At 66.7% G+C, this 21,222-nt stretch carries 17 protein-coding genes; 10 read left to right on the forward strand and 7 right to left on the reverse strand.

Translation table 11 applies throughout. The features are described 5' to 3' along the window. Positions 1 to 11 precede the first annotated feature (11 nt). Positions 12 to 722: a ribonuclease activity regulator RraA gene (locus HTY53_RS02840; RefSeq protein ID WP_174104920.1), complete on the forward strand. Its 711-nt coding sequence runs from the start codon at positions 12 to 14 to the stop codon at positions 720 to 722. On the opposite strand, the gene HTY53_RS02845 is transcribed toward HTY53_RS02840, so the two are convergent. Then, on the reverse strand, positions 691 to 1,269 hold the full coding sequence (locus HTY53_RS02845; protein ID WP_174104922.1) for a DUF2062 domain-containing protein: 579 nt from the start codon (positions 1,267 to 1,269) through the stop codon (positions 691 to 693). The two genes, HTY53_RS02840 and HTY53_RS02845, sit on opposite strands and share 32 nt — an antisense overlap. Positions 1,270 to 1,649: 380 nt before the next feature. On the opposite strand from HTY53_RS02845, the gene HTY53_RS02850 reads away from it, so the two are divergent. Further along, positions 1,650 to 3,743: a TonB-dependent receptor gene (locus HTY53_RS02850; protein WP_174104924.1), complete on the forward strand. Its 2,094-nt coding sequence runs from the start codon at positions 1,650 to 1,652 to the stop codon at positions 3,741 to 3,743. Here the strand turns inward: HTY53_RS02850 and HTY53_RS02855 are convergent. The 3 genes from HTY53_RS02855 to HTY53_RS02865 all read right to left on the reverse strand — a co-directional run bounded on the left by HTY53_RS02855 (position 3,715) and on the right by HTY53_RS02865 (position 5,908). Beyond that, positions 3,715 to 4,143 (reverse strand): hypothetical protein, encoded by a 429-nt coding sequence (locus HTY53_RS02855; protein WP_174104926.1) that lies wholly within the window; start codon positions 4,141 to 4,143, stop codon positions 3,715 to 3,717. The two genes, HTY53_RS02850 and HTY53_RS02855, sit on opposite strands and share 29 nt — an antisense overlap. A gap of 166 nt (positions 4,144 to 4,309) precedes the next feature. Continuing rightward, positions 4,310 to 4,921 carry a LysE family translocator gene (locus HTY53_RS02860; protein WP_174104928.1) on the reverse strand — a complete coding sequence of 204 codons (612 nt, stop codon included), beginning with the start codon at positions 4,919 to 4,921 and terminating at the stop codon, positions 4,310 to 4,312. Between the two features lie 96 nt (positions 4,922 to 5,017). Next, on the reverse strand, positions 5,018 to 5,908 hold the full coding sequence (locus tag HTY53_RS02865) for a LysR family transcriptional regulator (RefSeq protein ID WP_174104930.1): 891 nt from the start codon (positions 5,906 to 5,908) through the stop codon (positions 5,018 to 5,020). A 107-nt stretch (positions 5,909 to 6,015) separates the two neighbouring features. On the opposite strand from HTY53_RS02865, the gene HTY53_RS02870 reads away from it, so the two are divergent. The 4 genes from HTY53_RS02870 (at position 6,016) to HTY53_RS02885 (ending at position 11,329) form a co-directional block, all read left to right on the forward strand. Beyond that, on the forward strand, positions 6,016 to 7,569 hold the full coding sequence (locus HTY53_RS02870) for an AMP-binding protein (protein ID WP_174104932.1): 1,554 nt from the start codon (positions 6,016 to 6,018) through the stop codon (positions 7,567 to 7,569). Positions 7,570 to 7,667: 98 nt separating this feature from the next. After that, positions 7,668 to 8,879: an acyl-CoA dehydrogenase family protein gene (locus HTY53_RS02875; protein WP_174104934.1), complete on the forward strand. Its 1,212-nt coding sequence runs from the start codon at positions 7,668 to 7,670 to the stop codon at positions 8,877 to 8,879. Positions 8,880 to 9,120: 241 nt separating this feature from the next. Beyond that, a complete protein-coding gene (locus HTY53_RS02880) occupies positions 9,121 to 10,104 on the forward strand; it encodes a tripartite tricarboxylate transporter substrate binding protein (protein WP_174104935.1) in 984 nt (327 codons plus the stop codon). Positions 10,105 to 10,117: 13 nt separating this feature from the next. Continuing rightward, positions 10,118 to 11,329 (forward strand): CaiB/BaiF CoA transferase family protein, encoded by a 1,212-nt coding sequence (locus HTY53_RS02885; RefSeq protein ID WP_254599760.1) that lies wholly within the window; start codon positions 10,118 to 10,120, stop codon positions 11,327 to 11,329. 79 nt (positions 11,330 to 11,408) lie between these two features. On the opposite strand, the gene boxA is transcribed toward HTY53_RS02885, so the two are convergent. The 3 genes from boxA to boxC all read right to left on the reverse strand — a co-directional run bounded on the left by boxA (position 11,409) and on the right by boxC (position 16,004). Further along, entirely contained in the window at positions 11,409 to 12,698 is a 1,290-nt protein-coding gene (gene boxA, locus HTY53_RS02890; protein WP_174104937.1) for a benzoyl-CoA 2,3-epoxidase subunit BoxA, read from the reverse strand. Positions 12,699 to 12,818: 120 nt separating this feature from the next. Continuing rightward, a complete protein-coding gene (boxB, locus tag HTY53_RS02895) occupies positions 12,819 to 14,246 on the reverse strand; it encodes a benzoyl-CoA 2,3-epoxidase subunit BoxB (protein ID WP_174104939.1) in 1,428 nt (475 codons plus the stop codon). A 99-nt stretch (positions 14,247 to 14,345) separates the two neighbouring features. Continuing rightward, positions 14,346 to 16,004: a 2,3-epoxybenzoyl-CoA dihydrolase gene (gene boxC / locus HTY53_RS02900; protein ID WP_174104941.1), complete on the reverse strand. Its 1,659-nt coding sequence runs from the start codon at positions 16,002 to 16,004 to the stop codon at positions 14,346 to 14,348. Positions 16,005 to 16,454: 450 nt separating this feature from the next. On the opposite strand from boxC, the gene HTY53_RS02905 reads away from it, so the two are divergent. The 4 genes from HTY53_RS02905 (at position 16,455) to HTY53_RS02920 (ending at position 21,177) form a co-directional block, all read left to right on the forward strand. Then, complete coding sequence (locus tag HTY53_RS02905; protein ID WP_174104943.1) at positions 16,455 to 16,949, forward strand: DUF4863 family protein; 495 nt, start codon at positions 16,455 to 16,457, stop codon at positions 16,947 to 16,949. Next, complete coding sequence (locus tag HTY53_RS02910) at positions 16,946 to 18,514, forward strand: 3,4-dehydroadipyl-CoA semialdehyde dehydrogenase (protein ID WP_174104945.1); 1,569 nt, start codon at positions 16,946 to 16,948, stop codon at positions 18,512 to 18,514. Before HTY53_RS02905 ends, HTY53_RS02910 begins: the two co-directional genes overlap by 4 nt. Before the next feature lie 102 nt (positions 18,515 to 18,616). Next, entirely contained in the window at positions 18,617 to 20,365 is a 1,749-nt protein-coding gene (locus tag HTY53_RS02915) for a benzoate-CoA ligase family protein (protein WP_254599761.1), read from the forward strand. After that, positions 20,362 to 21,177, forward strand: a complete 816-nt coding sequence (locus HTY53_RS02920) for an alpha/beta fold hydrolase (protein WP_174104946.1) — start codon at positions 20,362 to 20,364, stop codon at positions 21,175 to 21,177. Before HTY53_RS02915 ends, HTY53_RS02920 begins: the two co-directional genes overlap by 4 nt. The last annotated feature ends 45 nt before the right edge of the window (positions 21,178 to 21,222 follow it).

Raw genomic sequence — 21,222 nt, forward strand, 5'->3', positions numbered from 1 at the left:
TCGAGTAACCAATGAAAGCCGAAACCCGCCAACGTCTGGCCCAGGTCAGCACCGCCACGCTTTGCACCGCGCTGTTCAAGCGTGGACTGCGCAACCAGTTCATCCAGGACGTCCGCCCACTGAACCCCGGCCTGCCGAACATGGTGGGCGAGGCCTATACGCTGCGCTACATTCCCGCACGCGAGGATCGCAACGGCATCGAAGTCTTCCAGAACCGCGAACATCCGCAGCGCAAGGCGGTCGAGGAGTGCCCGCCGGGCGCGGTGATGGTGATCGACAGCCGCAAGGACGCGCGCGCCGCGTCGGCTGGCGGCATCCTGGTCGCGCGGCTGATGCAGCGGGGCGTGGCGGGCGTGGTCACGGACGGCGGCTTTCGCGACAGCCCGGAGATCGCCAAATACCGGATGCCGGCCTATCACAGCCGTCCCAGCGCTCCTACCAACCTGACATTGCACGAAGCCATCGAGATCAATGGCCCGATCGGCTGCGGCGATGTGCCGGTGTTTCCGGGCGACGTGGTGGTGGGGGATGCCGAGGGCGTGGTCGTCATCCCTGCGCACCTTGCCGACGAGATCGCCGCCGAAGCCGCCGAGATGACGGTGTTCGAGGATTTCGTGCAGGAGAAGGTGATGGAGGGCCGTTCGATCCTGGGCCTCTACCCGCCCACCGACGAAGCCACGCGCGCGCAGTTCAAGGCTTGGCGCGAGGCCCACGGGCGCTGAGCCCGTCTTCCGCTCGCGCCGCCCTGACACGGCGGCGCCGAATCAACCGGGTGCGCAGCGCCCACACCCACGACACCCCGAAATAGAACAGCAGGCTGGTCACGCTGGCCATCAGCGCCAGGCCGAGCACCAGCGGCTTGCCCACGCCCAGCACGCGGCGACGGGTTTCGGTCCACCAGCTTTCCTCTTCCACTTCGGCGGGCAGCGCGGCCGGGCCGGCGCCACCCGGCACGAGATTCACGGTCGCCCCCGGTTGCGCGACAGCCGCCAGCGCTTCCGGCGCCGGCGGCGGGCCGCCTTCTCCCAATACGGCGCTGCCGAGCCGCCACGCGGCGTAATAGATCGGGCCGAAGGTCAGCGGATTGCTGACGAAGGTAGTGGCCACCGCAGCCGGCACATTGGCGCGCAAGGCCACCGCCACGGCGGCGCTCATCGGAATCTGCGCGATCGGCAGCAGCAGGCCGAAAAACATGCCGAGCGCCACGCCCAAGGCCATGCCGCGCCGGCTGACATGCCACAGACGGGGGTGTTGCAGGATCGGTCCCATCCAGCGCAGCCACCGGTGCTGCTGCAACCGTTCGGGATCGGGCAGAAACCGGCGGAAGTGGCGGAACGGCGAGGAACTGCGCGGGGTGTCGGAATCGGAAGACTGACGGCGAGAGCGGAGCGGCGGCATCGGAAGGGGGACGGCTGACTACCGTGCAAGGATACCTCCGACGCGCGGCGGCGGACGGTTCTTGCCTCGAATTCTTCAACGGCCTCCCGGCGAGCCCCGTCAAGGCCCCGTCTCCCCTCATGCTGCTGGAACGTCACACAGCCTCAGCGCGGTGTTGGCCGCACCCCACGAACGGGTGATTAGGCAGTTGACCGCATATCCTGTAATGATAATAATTCGCATTCCCAAAAATTATTACAGTTCATTACAAAATGCGAGCCAAGCGTCACCCAATCACTGCCGCCCTGCTGGCGGCGTCCGTTCTTTCCCCCGCCGCGGTCCGGGCGCAAAGCGCCGAAACCCTGCCCGAGGTCAAGGTCAAGGCGAGCGCCAGCCGCGAGCTGGGCGAGGGCTACAACCCGCCGGATACCGTCAGTGCCACCAAGATGGATGTGCCGCTGCGCGACGTGCCGCAAACCGTGAACGTGGTGACCGCCGAGGTCATGCGCGACCAGCACGCGACCTCGATCCAGGACACGCTGAAGAATGTGCCGGGGGTGGGCTTCTCGCATGGGGACGGGCAACGCGATCAGGTCACGATCCGCGGCTTCACCGCGATCGCCGATCAGTTCGTCGACGGCATCCGGGACGACGCGCTGTATTTCCGCGACCTGTCGAACGTCGAGCGGATCGAGGTGATCAAGGGACCGGCCGCCGTGCTGTATGGCCGCGGCTCCTCGGGCGGCCTGATCAATCGGGTCACGAAAAAGCCGGGCCTCGATGTCACGGATTTGAGCCTGAGCTACGGCTCGTGGGCCGACCGGCGCGGCGAGGTCGATGTCGGCCGGGTATTGGGCGACGGCGCCGCGGCGTTTCGCATCACCGGCGCGGTGCAGCGCGCCGACAGCTACCGCTCGCAGCAGTTTCTGGACCGTACCGCGATCGCGCCGTCCCTCGATCTGAAGCTGGCGCCCGACACCAGGCTGCTGCTGCAGGCCGACTACCTGGAAGACCGCCGCGTGACCGACTTCGGCATTCCCGCCTTCAACGGCCGCCCGGTCGAGGTGCCGGCGTCGACGTACTACGGCGCCGCGAATGCGCGGGACGTCGACTACAGCCAGTCGCGCGTCTACTCGGGCACCGCCACGCTGACCCATCGCTTCAACGACCAATGGTCGATCCGCAACGCCACGCGCTACTACCACTACTCGCTGGACCGCAACAACACGCTGCCGGGCACCGTCAACGCAGCGCAGCGGACGGTGTCGCTGAACCGCTCCAACGTCTATCGCGAGGAGCATGGCTGGTTCAACCAGACCGACCTGACGCAGAAGGCCACGCTGTTCGGCATGAAACACGAGCTGCTGTACGGCGTCGAGGTCGGCCAGCAGAACAAGGATCTGGTCAACTATTCGCGCAACAACGTCGCCACGGTGGACCTGTTCCATCCGGTGCTGCCGACGCTGCCGCGCCTGATTGGCGGCACGCCGGGCACCACCAACCGCGGCACGTTCAAGACGCTGGGGCTCTACACCCAGGACATGATCACGCTGAGCGAACAGTGGAAGGCATTGGTCGGCGTGCGCTACGACCGCTTCGAACAGGAGACCGTCGACCGCCGCCCGAACCAGCGCGGCCTGTCGCGCACCGACGATGCATGGAGCCCGCGCGCCGGGCTGGTATGGCAGCCGTCGAAGACGCAGTCGTATTACCTCTCGTGGAGCCGTTCGTTCCAGCCGTCGGGCGAAACGTTCTCGCTGGCGGCCAATAACGCCGAACTGGCCCCGGAAAAAACCAGCAATACCGAGATCGGCGCCAAATACGATTTCCTCGATGGCCGCCTCAGCACCACGGTGTCGGTATTCCGGCTGGAACGCACCAATATCAAGGTCGCCAATGCCACCAATACCGCCCTGATGCCGATCGGCGAACAGCGCACCGACGGCGCGGAGCTGACCGTCGCCGGCGATATGGGGCAAGGCTGGAAGGTGCTGGCCGGCTATGCCTATCTCGATGCGCGCGTGACCCGCTCGAGCAGCGCGCTAGAAGGCAAGCGGGCCACGCTGACGCCGCGCCACAGCGGCAATGTCTGGGTGACCAAGGACCTCGGCCACGGTTTCGGCATCGGCGGCGGCCTGAACCTGGTCGGTGCGCGCATGGCCGATCCACAGAACACGGTTACGCTGCCCGGCTATGTCACGGCCGACATGATGGCCTGGTACCGGCGCGGCCCGGTCGAGCTCCAGCTAAACCTGTACAACCTGTTCGACAAGGGCTATATCGTGTCGGCCCACGGTTCGAATGCCAATCTGAACCTGCCGGGCGCACCGCGAAGCGTCATGGCGACGTTGCGGTACCGGATGTAGAGACTGGCAGCACCAGCGTCGGCGTGGGTCCGATCGGTTTCGCGGACCCGCCCGTCGTGGGGGCATCCGATTGGCCAGATTGGCGCTGCGCAACGGCCCGGGCGCTGCGCCGCATCATCAGATCGTCCACGTACTGCATGCAGCCGGCGCGAAAATCCGGCTGTATGGCTTCACAAGACCTGGCGTGACGCACATCGTGCATCAGCGCCCACGCATAACCCTGGAACAACTCGGCGCACGGCGCGGCGCAGGGCCTGCCGCCAAAATGGTCGCCGTCGGCGTGAAAGCCCGGAGCCAGCGCGGCGATCGGCGCGTTCGTCAGCGTGCCCTTTACTTGTGCCGCCCCCATCAGCATCACGGCAATGGTTCCGGCTCCGAGCAGAAATACAGAGAATTTCATCGTATCGGCATTGGCGCTGGCTCGCGCCGACCCCTTTGTATTATGGGAAACCCGTTTTGGCCATTACAAATACAACAACAACGGGCTTGCCGATATGAAATCTTTTTAAATCTCTGTGTCCGTTGTATTTTTGTCCGGACAGCAAAAACGCGGGACTGGAATCCGGTTAGGTTTTGGCGGCAATCGCGCCGGCGCAGCCGGCCATCATGGCAGCCGCGGTGCGATCGACGATCCGGACGCGTTTCGGGGACGAAATAAAGGTCCGGGTCTGCCGTGCCAGCATCAGGTAGAACAATTGCACGAGGAAATCGACCGCCACGCCGAGGGTCACGATCAGCACGATCTGGCCTGCCGTCAACGCCGTCATATCGAATGCCTGCGGCAATACCGCGCCGAAAAACACCATGGCCTTGGGATTGCCTAGCGTCAGGAAGGCGCCCGCCAGGAAACCGCTGCCGGAACGCGCCGGCTGCTGCGCCCCGCGGTGTCCATCTGACTTCCAAAGCCGCCATGCCATATAGAGCAGGAACAGCACGCCGAGCCATTTGACCACCACGAACACGGTGGCAAAGCGGACCGCGAGCGCCGAAAGCCCGAAGACCGCCGCCAGCAGCCAGACGGCATTGCCCGCTACCATGCCGACGATAAATGACCAGGCAGACGCGGCGCCCAGGCTGACCACCCTTGCAAACATGGCGCCTTGCGCGGGCCCCGGCAATGCGGCCGCAATGGCAAAGGGAACGAGGAATAGCCAGATATTCATGGTGCTGTCGTCCACAAATGGTCGGTGCAACGGTGCCTCAGTATAGCGGCGGGCAGGCGCGCCATTACCCTTTCCTTTTTTCCTGAAGAGGGCGTATGCCCGCGCACCGGCCTATATCGCCCTCGCCTGCAAAATCGCCACCATCCGCTGCGCCAGCGGCGACAAATAGGCGCCGGCGCGCGCGATCACGCCCACCCGCCGGCGCAGATCGAGTTCTTCGCTGCTGAGCCGCAGCGCACGAAAACCGGCCAGCGGCCTGGCCATATGCGCCCCCGCAATGCTCAGCATGCGCGTGCCCCGCACCAGATAGAACAACGAGGCGCTGCCGAAATCGGCTTCGACGCGAAGATTCGGCGGCGGCAGGCCGCGCTGCTGAAAGGCGGCCTCGAGCTGCTGGCGCAGCAGGATATGCGCGCTCGGCAGCAGCCATTCCTGATCCACCAGATCGGCAAGCCGCAGGCCGCGCTTGCGATGCAGCGGATGCGACTCGTCGGCGACCACCGCAAGCGTGTCGTCGAACAGGTCGTGCACGACGAACTCGTCGGTTCGCTGACGCGGCACCGGCGCAATGGCCAGGTCCAGTTCGCCGGCCCGCAGCGGGTCCATCAGGTCGCGCGCCATCCGGCGGCTCAGCCGCAACCGTGCCACCGGCCGCTCCTGCATCAGCTGGCGGCAGGCGTCGAGCACCACGGGGTTCGGAATGGAGGGCGAGTAGCCGAGCCGCAGCACGCCCTGCTCGCCGGTGCGGATGCCGCGCATCTCGGCCAGCGCGTCTTCGTATTCCAGCCGGATGCGCCGGGCGCGGTCGATAAAGGCCGCGCCGGCCTGGGTCGGCCGCATGCCGAGCGCGGTGCGCTCGAACAACGGCAGGCCGATCTGCCCTTCCACCCGCTGCACGGCCTTGGTCAGCGCCGGCTGGCTCATGCCCAGCGCCTCGGCGGCGCGGCCGATGCCGCCGTGGGCCGCCACCTCCAGCACGTACTCCAGATCGCGTGTCTCCATGCCGCACTCCTCGCATTCCTGTCGGTTATGGGTTTATTTCCAACGCAGCATTGTAGTGATGTCTCGCGTCTTCCAAACTGCGGCCAAAGCAGATCAAGGAGACATCGATGACCTTCGCCTATTTCCTGCGGCGTGCCGCGCGCTATTGGGGCGACCGTCCCGCGGTGCTGTATCGCGACCGCGCGCTGAGCTATCGCCAGCTGGACGAGCGTTCGACCCGGCTGGCCAATGCGCTGCTGGGACTGGGTCTGGCCAAGGGCGACCGCGTCGCGGTGCAGTCGCGCAATTGCACGGAACTGGTCGAGATCGAGTGCGCGTTGTTCAAGGCCGGGCTGGTCAAGGCCGCGCTGAACCCGCGCTTCACCGCCGCCGAGGCGACGCAGGTGGTCGACAACTGCACGCCGCGCGTGATGATCGCGGGGCACGGCTACACCGGTTATGGTCCGCAGACGGCCGGCTTTGGCTCGGTCGATACCTTTATCGCGATCGGCGAGGCCGCGCCGGGCTATCTGCAATACGAAGATCTTCTGGCCCGTGGCGGCACGCAGGCGCCCGATTACGCGCCGCAGGCCAGCGACCTTGCCGTGCTGCATTTCTCCTCGGGTTCGACCGGCAAGATCAAGGCGGCGATGCAGAGCTACGGCAACCGCATTGCCTCGCTGCGCAAGATCGTGCTGGGCATGGACCGCCCTGCCCGCTCCGGCGACCGGCTGGCGCTGATCGGCCCGGTCACGCATGCATCGGGCATGCTGATGCAGCCCTACCTGTACTGCGGCGCCACGCTGGTGCTGTTCGACAAGTTCGAGCCGGCGCATTTCCTCGCCGAGATCGCCCGTCTTCGCATTACCCATGTGTTCATGGTTCCGGCGATGATCAACATGGTGCTGGCCGAGCCGTCGCTGGCCACCGCCGATCTGTCGAGCCTGAAGACGCTGGCCTATGGCGCCGCGCCGATGGCCCCCGCCCGCATCCGGGAGGCGTGGGAGCGCATCGGTCCGATCCTGTCGCAAGGTTATGGCGCCAGCGAATCGACCTCGGGCGTCACGCGGCTGTCCACCGCCGATCATGCCGATGCGCTGGCCAATCGCCCGGAACGGCTGGCTTCGTGCGGCCGCGCGATGGGCGAGACCGAGGTGCGCGTGGTCAACGAGCGCGGCGAGGAAGTCAGCGGCGACGAAATCGGCGAACTGGTGATCCGCGGCGAGGACGTGTTCCAGGGCTACTGGGGCGAGCCCGAGCTGACGCGCGAGGTGCTGATCGACGGCTGGCTGCATACCGGCGATCTGGCCCGCGTCGACGAGGAAGGCTTCATCTATCTGGTCGACCGCAAGAAGGACATGATCATCTCCGGCGGCTTCAACGTCTATCCGACCGAGGTGGAAGCCACGCTGTACCAGCATCCCGACGTGATGGAAGCCTGCGTGATCAGCGTGCCCGATGCGACCTGGGGCGAGAGCGTCAAGGCGGTGGTGACGCTGTGGCCGGGGCGCGAACTGAGCGCGGCGGACCTGATCGCGCATTGCCGTGCACACATCGCCGACTACAAGACGCCCCGTTCGATCGATTTCGTCAGCGAGCTGCCGAAGAACGCCAGCGGCAAGCTGGCCCGCAAGGTGGTGCGCGAGCGCTATTGGCAGGGTCAGGAACGCCGCGTGAACTGAACACTGCGCTGAAAACTGCGCTGACAACTGAGCTGACACCTAAGCTGCCACCTTGGTTGACACACTGCTCACCGCCCACGACACCAAGGAACGACGCCATGTTCGAATACCTGACCAATCCCGTGCTGGTCGAAACGCGGGCCGCCATTCGGCGCTTCATCGACGAGGAACTGCGGCCGATGGAGCGCGAGCTCGGGCTGGGCTCGGAAGACCCGTGGCCGAAGGAGGTGCTGCGCCGGGTCTGGCGCCGCTCCAGCGAGCTGGGGCTTTACGCCGCCTGCCTGCCGGTCGAACTGGGCGGCAAGGGGCTCAATATCGCCGAGCAGTGCGCGCTGAAGGCCGACATCGCCGCCAGCGGCTGCTCGCTGGCGCCGCATGTGCTGGGCGACCTGGGCGGTCCGCCGCGCGTGGGCAATATGCTGAAATACGCCACGCCCGAGCAGATCGAGCGCTATTTCGGGCCGGTGATCCGCGGCGAGCGCTCGACCTGCTTCGCGATGACCGAGCCGCATTCCGGTTCGGATGCGATGAGCATCTCGACCACCGCGATGGTCGACGGCGACGAGCTCGTCATCAACGGCCACAAGCACTACATCAGCGGCGCACCGTTCGCCGACTTCGCCATCGTGCTGTGCGTGACCGACGCCAGCACCACGCCACCGTCGATCAGCGCGGTGCTGGTCGATCTCGATCTGCCGGGGGTCACGGTCGACACCGAATACACGCCGATGTCTGGCCAGCATATCGATGCCGATATCCGCATGGTCGATGTGCGCGTGCCGCGCGGCAATATCCTCGGCGGCGAGGGCAACGGCTTCAAGCTCAGCATGTCGCGCATCAACGTCAACCGGCTGCTGCATTGCCCCAGCATGCTCGGTCTGGCCACCAGCGCGTATCGCGCTTCGGTGGAATATGCCGGCAAGCGCCGCCAGTTCGGCGGCCCGATCGCGCGGTTCCAGGCGATCCAGCACATGCTCGCCGACATGGCGGCGGCGCTGTGGGCGTGCGAGGCGATGATCGCGCAGACCGCCGCGCTGGCCGACAGCGGCGCCGATCTGCGCATGAAGGCCGCGGCCTGCAAGCTGTTCGTGTCCGAGCGCTGCTTCGAGATCGCCGACAAGGCGGTGCAGATCCACGGCAATGTGGGCGTCACGCGCGGCCATCCGGTCGAGCAGACCTTCCGCAAGCTGCGCATGTTCCGCATCTTCACGGGCACCAGCGAGATCCAGCGCAATACCATTGCGCGGGCGATCCTGGAGCCGCTGATGGAGCAGGCGGGGAAAGGCATGGCGGCCGAAAAGGGTCGATAGACAGCGCAGGGGCTCATTGAGCGGCGGTTGCCCTCTCCCCCAACCCCTCTCCCGCAGGCGGGAGAGGGGAGCAAACCAGAGGGGTTTCCACCTTTGCGCTGACGCCCGCCATCGGCTCCCCTCTCCCGCGAGCGGGAGAGGGGTGGGGGAGAGGGAGAAAGCTCTCGCCATCCCACAAAGGGCAGCAGCACACCAACGATCGACGCAGCCCAGACTGCGCCAGCAGACCAGGAGACAGCAAATGCATCGCAGAACATGGCTGGCCGCCGCGGGCGCCGCGGCACTGGGCGGCATCCTGCCGCGCGCGTACGCCGCCAACGACTATCCGAACCGGCCGATCCGGCTGATCGTTCCCTTCCTGGCCGGCACCTCGCCCGACAACATGGCGCGCGCGCTGTCGGCCGAGCTGGCACCGAAGCTCGGCCAGCCGCTGGTGGTCGAGAACATGCCCGGGGCGGGCGGCATCATCGGCGGCCGCGCGCTCAAGCGCGCTACGGCGGACGGCTACACGTTGGGCGTGCTGGCCAACACGCATGTGATCAACATCCATATGTACAAGCAGGTGCCGTACGACCCGGCGCGCGACTTCACCTGCATCGCGCCGTTGTCGGGCGGCCCGACCGCGCTGGTGGTGCCCGCCAATTCGCCGTACCGCACCGCGGCCGACCTGATCGCGGCGATGAAGCGCGCCCCGGGCAAGCTGAACTACGGCTCCGGCGGCAAAGGCAGCATCGCCCATCTGGCGGTCGAATCGCTGCTGCACCAGACCGGCACCGAAGCGGTTCACGTGCCGTACAAGGGCGCGCCCGAGATCCTGACGGCGATGCTGACCGGGCAGACCCAGTTCGGCATGCCGGTGCTCAGCACCGCGACCTCGTATCTGCGCAATGGCCAGGTCCGCGCGCTGGCCGTCACCACGGCCGAGCGGTCGCGCTACTTCCCCGATGTGCCCACGCTGGCCGAGGCGCTGCCGCCCGGCTTCGTGCTCGACAACTGGAGCGGCCTGTTCGCACCGGCGGGCCTGCCCGCCGCGCTGACGCAGCGGCTGTTCACCGCAATCAACGAAGTGCAGGCCAGCGGCAAGCTCGATGCGATGCTGGAGGCCAGCGCAGGCGAATTGCGCCGCAGCGCCTCGCCGGCGCAGTTCCGCGAGATGGTCTCGGCCGAGACCAAACGCTACGCGTCGCTGATGCGCGATATCGGCATGACGGCCGACATTGGCTGAGCGGGCGCCAGCCATGACATCGAGCGAGCCATCGACCAATGCATCGGCCAACCCGTCGAGCGAGCCGTCGAGCAAGCCGTCGAGCAAGCCATCGACCAAGCCGTCGAGCAAGCCGGACTGGTCCTGCCTGAACGACGTCAGGATCATCGATCTGAGCCAGCTGCTGCCCGGCCCGCACGCCACGCTGCAGCTGCAGCAGCTGGGCGCCGACGTGATCAAGGTCGAGCGGCCCGGCGTCGGCGATACCTCGCGCGCGTTGAGCGCCTCGGTGTTCGCGCAGTTCAATCGCGGCAAGCGTTCGGTCGCGCTCGATCTGCGGCATGCCGACGGACGCGCGGCCTTCCTCGAGCTGGTGCGCGATGCGGACGCGGTCGTCGAGGGCTTTCGTCCCGGCGTGATGCAGCGTCTCGGCCTCGACTACGCCGAACTGGCCAAGGTCAATCCGGCCATCGTGCTGTGCTCGATCTCGGGCTTCGGCCAGACCGGGCCCTATGCCGAGCAAGCCGGCCACGACCTGAACTATCTGGCGCTGGCCGGCTACTGGGCGGCGCCGGTACAGGTGCGCGACAAGGTCGCGCGGCCGCGCGTGCGCGTGTCGGACTATGCGGCGTCCAGCTATGCCGCGCTGGCGCTGACCGTCGCCATCCTCAGCGCGCGCCAGCACGGGCGCGGCCAGCATCTCGACGTATCGATCCACGATGCGGTGCTGTCGTGGACGGCCCACGGCGCCTGGGCCGCGCACCAGCATGCCGACGCCCCGCTGCGCTCGCCCACCGTGATGCCGGAGAACGACCTGTTCGAGACGCGCGACGGCCGTCATCTGGCGCTCGGGATTCTGGAGAACAAGTTCTGGTTGAACCTGCGCGACGCGTTGGGCGAGAAATTCCCTTCGCTGAAGGACCCGCGCTTTGCCGAGCGGGCCGGCCGTCAGCGTCACAAGGTCGAGGTCAATGCGCTGCTGGCGCAGATCTTCGTCAGCCGCACGCTGGCGCAATGGCTGGACCTGCTGGCCGGCGTCGATCTGCCGATCTCGCCGGTGTTGAACGCCAAAGAACTGCTGCAGGACCCTCATGTGCAGGCGCGCGGCACGGTGCGTCAGGTGTCGGACCCGGACCAGGATCGCGTCGCGGTCCGTTTTCCGGTGCGCTTCTCGCTGGGCCTGCCCGATGGCGATGACCATGTGGCGGCGTTGGGCGAGCACGCGCCACGCTGGTCCGCAGACTGAATGACCAAGGCCGGCCCCGCGTTTGCGCGGCGGCCGGCCTTGTGAACCTCTGAAGCCCGGTCAGGGCGAGTCCGCGCGCTCAGTACGTTTCGAGATGCAGCCGCCCTTCGCGCTTCAGCGATGCGGCCACCGCTTCCCAATCCAGGCCCGCCTGCTCGGCGATATCGCGCAGCGCCAGCACCACGCCCTCTTCCATGCTCTTCAGCCCGCAGACATAGAAGTAGCTGTCCGGATCGGCCAGCAACGCGGCCAGGTCGGCTGCACGCTCGCGCATCAGGTCCTGCACATAGCGCTTGGGCTGGCCCGGCGTACGCGAGAACGCCAGGTTGATGTCGATGAAGTCCTTGGGCAGGTTCTGCAGCGGACCGAAGTAAGGCAGTTCCTCCTGCGTGCGCGCGCCGAAAAACAGCATCAGCTTGCCGCCCTCGAACTTGCCCGACTTGCGCAGGCGGCGCCGCCATTCGGTCATCGCCCGCATCGGCGCGCTGCCGGTGCCGGTGCAGATCATCACGATGTTCGAGCGCGGGTGGTTCGGCATCAGGAAGCTGTTGCCGAACGGGCCGATCACCTCGACCGTGTCGCCGACCTGCAGGTCGCACAGATAGTTGGAGGCCACGCCGCGCACCGGATTGCCCTGGTGGTCCTCGAGCACGCGCTTGATCGTCAGCGACAGATTGTTGTAGCCCGGCCGCTCGCCATTGCGCGGGCTCGCCACCGAGTATTGGCGCGCATGATGCGGGCGGCCCTGCTCGTCGACGCCCGGCGGCACGATGCCGATCGACTGCCCCTCCAGCACCGGGAACGGCATCGCGCCAAAGTCCAGCACCAGATGATGGGTGTCGTAGTCGCGGCCGACTTCGGTCACGCGCACATTGCCGACCACGGTGGCGGTGATCGATTTGATCGCCGACTTCGGCCCGTACAGATTGGTGTAGCAATGGGCGGCGGACCACGGCGGCAGCGTGGCGCCGTACTGCGCGCTGTTGAACGGCGCGATCTGGGCCAGGGCCGGATCGACCGGCTCCTCTACCGCCTCCAGGGCCTGAGCTTCGGCAATCGCTTCCGCACCGACGCCGCTTGCGGCCAGCTGCTCGCGGCTCAGCTCCTCCGGCAGCGTGTCCCAGCCGAACTGCTCGTCCAGCGTATAGGGCCGCGTGCGCGGCACCATGCGCCAGTTGTCGATCGAGCCGGTCGGACACGGCGACACGCAAGCCATGCACAGATTGCACTTGTCGGCATCGACCACGTAATTGCGCGAATCGTGCGTGATCGCGCCGACTGGGCAGGTCATCTCGCAGGTATTGCAGCGAATGCAGATCTCGGGGTCGATCAGATGCTGCTTGATGATTTGCATGTCTGCCATATCCATGGCCGTCTCCAGATGCTGCCGCGGCTCGGCGCTACGTTCGGTCACGCGCGGTCGCTGTCGTTGTTGCTGGCGCTGTTGCGCCGATATTGCCGCCGATATTGCCGTTGCTCTCGCCGTCGCTCAATTGAAGCGCACGTACTCGAAATCCACCGGCTGGCGGTTGACGCCCATCGCCGGCGGCGCAATCCAGTTGGCGAACTTGCCCGGCTCCACCACGCGGCCCATCAGGCTGGCCACGAAGGCGCGATCGTCCTCGCTCGGCAGCCACTGGTCGACATTGGCCTGCCATTCGGCGTCCGAAATCACGCGGCCGTCCGGCGACACCTTGACGCCGGCCAGCGCGCCGATATTGCGGTGGAAGGCCTTGTGCGGAACCTTCAGCCGGAACGGAATGCCGGCCTTGTCGATGACCCGGTTCCAGCGCTCGACGCCGGCCACGCTGTCCTTGATGTAGTCGTCGCGCAGCACTTCGTTCAGCGCGTTCAGCATCGGCACTTCCTTCTCGACCAGCTGCCCGCCGGCGGCCTGCAGCACGCGATAGGTGCTGTCCTTCAGCAGATGATCGTCGTTGCGCTTGCCTTCCTCGAAACGGCCCTTCAGGCCGGTGCTGTAGAAGGTCGCGGCATTGCTGGACTCGTCGGCGCCGAACAGATCGATCGTCACGCTGTAGTGGAAGTTCAGATAGCGCTGGATGGTCGGCAGATCGATCACGCCGGCGGCGCGCAGCTTGGCCGGATCGTCGGTCTTCAGTTCGTTCATCACCTGGCAGGTGCGCTGGATCACGCGCGACACGCCCGACTCGCCGACGAACATGTGGTGCGCTTCCTCGGTCAGCATGAACTTGGTGGTGCGGGCCAGCGGATCGAACGCGCTCTCGGCCAGCGCGCACAGCTGGAACTTGCCGTCGCGGTCGGTGAAGTAGGTGAACATGAAGAACGACAGCCAGTCCGGCGTGCGCTCGTTGAACGCCTGCAGGATGCGCGGGTTGTCCTGCTCGCCGCTGCGGCGCTCGAGCAGCGCCTCGCCTTCCTCGCGGCCATCGCGGCCGAAGTACTTGTGCAGCAGATAGACCATCGCCCACAGGTGGCGGCCTTCCTCGACGTTGACCTGGAACAGGTTGCGCAGGTCGTACATGCTCGGCGCGGTCAGCCCCAGATGGCGCTGCTGCTCGACCGAGGCGGGCTCGGTATCGCCCTGCGTCACGATGATCCGGCGCAGATTGGCGCGGTATTCGCCGGGGACGTCCTGCCACGCGTCCTCGCCCTTGTGGTCGCCGAAATGGATCTTGCGGTTCTGTTCGGCGGGGTTCAGGAAGATGCCCCAGCGATAGTCCGGCATCTTGACGTAGCCGAACTGCGCCCAGCCCTGCGGATCGACACTGATCGCGGTGCGCAGATAAACGTCGAAGCCCTGCGAGCCCTCCGGGCCCATGTCGTTCCACCAGCTCAGGTAGTTCGGCTGCCACTGTTCCAGCGCGCGCTGCAGCGTGCGGTCTTCGCTGAGGTTGACGTTGTTGGGGATCTTGTCGCTGTAGTTGATACCGGACATCGTTGGTCTCCCGGTGATATGCGTTGTGTCGTTGTGTCGTTGTGTCGCTGTGTCGCTGTGTGGTTGCGTCGTTCGTTGGCCGCGTCGCCGACCATCGGGTCAGACGCGATTCCAGTCGAATGCCGCCTTGTCGCCCTTGCCGTAGACCTTCAGCGCGCCCTTGTCGCCGACGGCGTTGGGCCGCTGGAAGATCCAGTTCTGCCAGGCGGTCAGCCGGCCGAAGATGCGCGTGAACATGGTCTCCTGGCCGTTGAAGCGCAGATTCGCCTCCATGCCGGTCAGCGCGTCGGGCGACATCGCCACGCGTTCCTCGATCGCAATGCGCAACTCGTCGGCCCAGTCGATGTCGTCCGGGTTCGAGGTCGCCAGGCCCAGCGCGAAGGCGGCATCCGCATCGAGCGGCTGGCCGGCCTTGGCGCGCACCGCTTCCAGCGCCGGCGCTTCGTCGTAGAAGCGGCGGCCCAGGCGGCTCTGGCCGGTGGCCATCGGATAGACGCCGAAGTTGGTCTCGCCGACGACGATCTTCGGCGCGCGCGCCTCGTCGTCGGGCAGCGCCAGGTGATAGATGCGATCGCAGGCCAGCGCCAGCTCCAGCAGCGAGCCGGCAAAGCAGGTACCCTCGTCGACCAGCGCGAACAGGCTGCGCGACGACACGTCGAGACGGCTGAACGTACGGCGCAGCAGGCCGATGGTTTCGCGCACCAGCCAGTGGTCGCGATGCGCCAGCAGCGTGGCGTCCATCTGCAGCACGCCTTCCGCGTCGCCGGCGGTCCTGATCAGCCAGGTGCCGATTTCCAGCTCGTTGGTGCGCATCGACAGAATCGCGTCCTCGAGCTCGCGCCCCAGCTGCAGCGGATACCAGGCGGCGCCGGCTTCGGCGATCGCTGCCGGCGTTTGCGGCTGCGGGCCGCGCGGCGCGTGGATCGTGAAGGTGGCGGTGCGGGCAGCGCGATCGATCTGCACGTCGACATAGCCGTAGTGCAGCGCATCGGCTTCGACGGTGCGCTCCAGCGGCGTCAGCGCGATGCCCTGCGCATCCGCCGGGCGGTCGCTCTGCTCGGCCAGCGCCAGCGCGCGCTCCTGCACCTTCTGCGCGAACACGGCGGGCTTGGCGATCTCGTCGACCAGGCGCCAGTCCTTGGCACGCTGTCCGCGCACGCCTTCGGTGGTGGTGCAGAAGATATCGGCCAGATCGTGCCGCACATGGCGCTTGTCGGTGACGCGGGTCAGGCCGCCGGTGCCGGGCAGCACGCCCAGCAGCGGCACTTCGGGCAGGCTGACGGCCGACGAGCGGTCGTCGACCAGCAGGATTTCGTCGCAGGCGAGCGCGAGCTCATAGCCGCCGCCGGCGCAGGCGCCGTTGACCGCGGCAAGGAATTTCAGGCCGCTGTGCTTCGAGGAATCCTCGATGCCGTTGCGGGTCTCGTTGGTGAACTTGCAGAAGTTGACCTTCCACGCGTGGCTGCTGACGCCGAGCATGAAGATGTTGGCGCCAGAACAGAACACCTTCTCCTTGCCGCTGGTGATCACGACGCTGCGCACTTCCGGATGTTCGAAGCGGATGCGGTTCAGCGCATCGTTCAGCTCGATGTCGACGCCGAGGTCGTAGCTGTTCAGCTTGAGCTTGTAGCCGGGACGCAGGCCGGCGTTCTCGTCGATATCGAGCACCAGCGTGGCGACCGGTCCGTCGAACCGCAGCTGCAGGTGCTTGTATTGGGAGGGGTCGGTCTGGTAGTCGACGCGGGGGACCTGGGTCACGGCATTGTCTCCTGTTCTCTGTGCTGACATCGCTGTCTGTTCAGGCTATGCGCCTCGTGCCGCAAAGCACGATAGTGCATGGATGCGGGATCCGATGTCACGCATCATAGTGCAGCATCCTGCGTACCGTCAAGAATTATTGTGCATGTTGACGGATGGCCGTCGTGCTGCGCTTTACTTCATACAGAGGGTGACGAAGGGGCGGCATTACGTAAGGAAGGCCGCAGAGCGATCCCGCCTGATCAGCCCTATAGGCCCTACAGGCCCTATACGCTCGTCTACTTGCCAGGCCGCTCGCCTTTCATTCACCGGTGCATTGGCCGCCGCTACTGCAATATAGTTCTTGACAGGGACAGCGTCGACCTCTATGGTTCGCCCATGCACCATAATGCATTAACAGCAGACGTGCAAACCGGTTCGGTTTCCCCCGATATCACGGAGCGCTTGCCGATGTCCCCCACCCTTCCACCGGCCGCCCTGGCCTTCCGCCAGCAATTGGCGCAACTGACGGCTCGCCTCGCCGGCCGTCCGCTCGACACCGGGCTCGATGCCTGGCTCAACGCCGAATACGGCCCCGATACCGAGTCCTACCGCGCACTGAAAGCCGCCTGCGAAACCGGCGTCGCCGAAGGCTGGCTGTGCGATCGCGAAGGCGCCGGCATCCGCTACGGCCGCATCTTCAAACCCGCCGACGACCTGCATGGCTTCTCGGTCGACGTGGTCGACATGAACGATATCGCCGGCCCGCATCACACCCACCCCAACGGCGAGATCGATCTGATCATGCCGATCGAGGGCGACGCCCGCTTCGACGGACGTCCCGCCGGATGGCTGGTGTGTCCGCCCGGCAGTGCCCATCGCCCCACGGTGTCGAACGGCCGCGCGCTGGTCCTTTACCTGCTGCCCGAAGGGCGCATCGAGTTCACCCGGCAGGAGGCAGCATGAGCGAGTCGCTACCGAACTATCTGGCCGGCCGCTGGCAGCACGGCAACGGCAAGGGCACAGCGCTGATCGACCCCGTCCTGGGCGACGAACTGGCGCGCGTCGATGCCACCGGCCTCGACCTCGCCGAAGGCTTTGCCTTCGCGCGGGAAAGAGGCGGCGCCGCGCTGCGGGCACTGACCTATCGCGAACGCGCGCAACTGCTGGGTGCCATCGTGCAGGTGCTGCAGCAACACCGCGACGCCTATTACGAGATCGCGACCGCCAACAGCGGCACGGTCAAGCGCGATTCCGCGGTCGATATCGACGGCGCGATCTTTACGCTGGGCAGCTATGCCAAGCTGGGTGAAACACTTGGCGATCGGCGCTATCTGCTCGATGGCGAAGCGGCGCGGCTCGGCAAGGACCCGTTGTTCCAATCGCAACACGTGCTGGTCCCCACGCGCGGCGTCGCGCTGTGCATCAACGCCTTCAACTTCCCTTCGTGGGGCCTGTGGGAGAAGGCCGCGCCCGCGCTGCTGTCGGGCGTGCCGGTGATCGTCAAGCCGGCCACGTCCACCGCCTGGCTGACGCACCGCATGGTCCACGATGTGGTCGAGGCCGGCATCCTGCCGCCGGGCGCGCTGTCGATCGTCTGCGGCAGTTCCGACGGGCTGCTCGATGCGCTGGAGCCGTTCGACGTGGTTTCATTCACCGGCTCGGCGCAGACGGCCGCGCAAATCCGCTCGCATCCGGCGATCGCGCAGCGCTCGGTGCGCGTCAATATCGAGGCCGACAGCGTCAATTCGGCGCTGCTGTTGCCGCGCGAGGCCGGCGGCAACGATGCGCTCCCGCTGCTGGCCACCGAGGTCGTGCGCGAAATGACGGTCAAGTCGGGACAGAAATGCACGGCGATCCGGCGTGTGCTGGTGCCCGAGTCGCTGTACGACGCCGCCGCGGAAGCCATTGCGGCGAAGCTGCGCGAGATCACCGTCGGCAATCCGCGCCATCCCGAGGTACGCATGGGTTCGCTGGTCAGCCGCGCGCAGCTCGCCACCGTGCGCGAGGGCCTGGCGCAATTGCAGGCACAGACGCAGACCTTGCACGATGGTGCCAACCAGGCGCTGATCGATGCCGACCCGGCCGTGGCCTGCTGCATCGGGCCGACGCTGCTGGGCACACGCGATCCCGATGGCAACGCGCTGGTGCATCGGATCGAAGTGTTCGGCCCGGTCGCCACGCTGATGGCCTATCGTGAGCGGCAAGGCGAGGACGGCATCGACGCCGGCCATGCCTTCGAACTGGCACGCCGCGGCGAAGGTTCGCTGGTGGCCTCGCTCTACGGCAGCGATCCCGCGGCGCTCGCTGCAGCGTCGCTTCAGCTTGCCGACAGCCATGGCCGCGTCCACGTGATCTCGCCCGATGTCGCGCAACTGCATACCGGCCACGGCAACGTGATGCCGCAATCGCTGCACGGCGGCCCCGGCCGCGCCGGTGGCGGCGAGGAATTGGGCGGCCTGCGCGCACTGAATTTCTACCATCGGCGCAGCGCCGTGCAGGCCAGCACGGCGGTACTGGACCGACTGTAAGAAGGCGACAGCGGGCCACGCTCGCACCGCAGACATCGAAGCATTCGAGCATTCGAGCATTCGAGCATTCGAGCATTCGTAGAACAGATGGGGAGACAACGCATGGCAGCCGCAACGACGACTACCGCGACCACGATCACAACAACGGCGCCGGGCGCCAACCCGCCGCCGGTGGCAGCACCCACCGCGCCCTTCAACTTCGCCCAGTACCTGCTGGAAGCCAACGCACATCGCGGCGACAAGATCGCCTATATCGACGACCAAGGTGCCCTGCGCTACGGCGAACTGGCCGAGGGCGTGCGCCGGTTTGCTACCGCGCTGCAGGCCATCGGCGTACGCCGCGAGGAACGCGTGCTGCTGCTGATGCACGACTGCAGCGATTGGCCAGTCTGCTTTCTCGGCGCGATCTACGCCGGCATCGTGCCGGTCGCGGTCAACACGCTGCTGACCGCGGACGACTACGCCTACATGCTGCAGCACAGCCGCGCCCGCGCGGCGCTGGTGTCGGCAACGCTGCTGCCGGTGCTGGAGCAGGCGATGGCGAAGGCGATGGCGGAAGGCGGCCATGAGGTCGACCACGTGATCGTCTCGCGCCCCGAAGGCGCCCTGCCCGCCGACACGATCCCGCTCGATACGTTGATCGCCGACCATGCGCCGCAGGCGGCTGCCGCCGCGACCGGTCCTGACGATCCCGGCTTCTGGCTCTACTCGTCCGGCTCGACCGGCCGGCCCAAGGGGGTGCTGCACAGCCAGGCCAACCCGTACTGGACCGCCGAACTCTATGCCAAGCCGATTCTTGGCCTGACCGAAGACGACATCTGCTTCTCGGCGGCCAAGCTGTATTTCGCCTACGGGCTGGGCAACGGCCTGACCTTCCCGTTGAGCGTCGGCGCCACCGTGGTGCTGATGGCGGAGCGGCCGACACCCGAGGCGATCTTCCGGCGCTGGCTCGACCATCGCGCGACGGTGTTCTTCGGCGCGCCGACCGGCTATGCCGGCATGCTGGCCTCGCCCGCGCTGCCCGCGCGCGAACAGGTGGCGCTGCGGCTGTGCTCGTCGGCCGGCGAGGCGCTGCCCGCCGAGCTGGGCCAGCGCTTCACCGCGCATTTCGGCTGCGAGATCATCGATGGCATCGGCTCGACCGAAATGCTGCACATCTTCCTGTCGAACCGGCCGGGCCAGGTGCGCTACGGCACCACCGGCTGGCCGGTGCCGGGCTACACCATCGAATTGCGCGACGAGGAAGGCCGGCCAGTGCCCGACGGCGAGGTCGGCGATCTCTATATTCAGGGCCCGAGCTCGGCGCTGATGTATTGGGGCAATCGCGACAAGTCGCGCGAGACCTTCCAGGGCAGCTGGACCAGGAGCGGCGACAAGTACGTGCGCAATGCCGATGGCACCTACTGCTATGCGGGCCGCAGCGACGACATGCTGAAGGTGAGCGGCATCTATGTCTCGCCGTTCGAGGTCGAAGGCACGCTGATGCAGCATCCGGCGGTGCTCGAAGCCGCAGTGATCGGCGTCAACGACGCCCAGGGGCTGACGCGCAGCAAAGCCTTCGTCGTGCTCAAGCCCGGTATGCATTGCGACGAGGCCGAGCTCAAGGCCTTCGTGAAGGAACGGCTGGCACCGTACAAGTACCCGCGCCTGATCGAGTTCGTCGACAGCCTGCCGAAGACCGCGACCGGCAAGATCCAGCGCTTCCGGCTGCGCGAACGCGAGCAGGAGCAGCAGCAACAGCAGAAGGAACACCAGCAGGAACATCAGCAGGGAAGCGAGCCTGACGCCGGCGTCGCCTCGAACGTGCTGCTGTCGCCCGACGGGCAACTGGCACTGGCGGGGCTGCAATGAACGCGCCGGTCGAGTTCGTGCAGATCGACTGGGCCGGCCGCCCGGTGCGGATCGAATATCAATGGCTGGGCACGGACGGCAAGACGAATCGCGACGCCCCGCTGCTGGTGTTCCTGCACGAGGGCCTGGGTTCGGTGGCGATGTGGCGGGATTTCCCGCAGCGGGTGTGCGAGGCGCTGGGTTGCCGCGGACTGGTGTATTCGCGGCCCGGTTATGGACGCTCGACGCCGCGGGCCGCCGACGAGGTGTGGCAACCGGACTTCATGCACCGCCAGGCGCATGAGGTTCTGCCCGCACTGCTCGCGGCGCTCCGCATCGACACCGAGGCCGAGCCGCCCTGGTTGCTGGGGCACAGCGATGGCGGCTCGATCGCGCTGCTGTATGCGGCCCGGTTTCGCTCGCGCGTGGGCGGCACCATCGTGCTGGCGCCGCACATCGTCGTCGAAGACCTGTCGGTCTCCAGCATCGAGAAGGCGCGCGAAGCCTATCTGAACACCGACCTGCGCCAGCGCCTGGCGCGCTATCACGACGATCCGGACTCGGCCTTCTGGGGATGGAATGGCATCTGGCTGCATCCGCCGTTCCGCCACTGGTCCATCGAAGCCGAGATTGCCAGCATCAGCTGCCCGCTGCTGGCGGTGCAGGGGCTCGACGACGAGTACGGCACGCTCGAACAGATCCGCGGCATCGCGCGCCGCGTGCCGCAGACGCGCCTGCTGGAGCTGCCGGACTGCGGGCATTCGCCGCATCGCGATCAGCCCGATGCGCTGATCGCGGCGATCGTCGATTTCGTCGGCGAGACGGTGCAGTAAGCCAACATCCACGATGACAAGCCGAGCCATCCAAGCTCGGCAAGG

Source organism: Cupriavidus gilardii (assembly GCF_013314895.1).
GTDB classification, from domain to species: domain Bacteria; phylum Pseudomonadota; class Gammaproteobacteria; order Burkholderiales; family Burkholderiaceae; genus Cupriavidus; species Cupriavidus gilardii_C.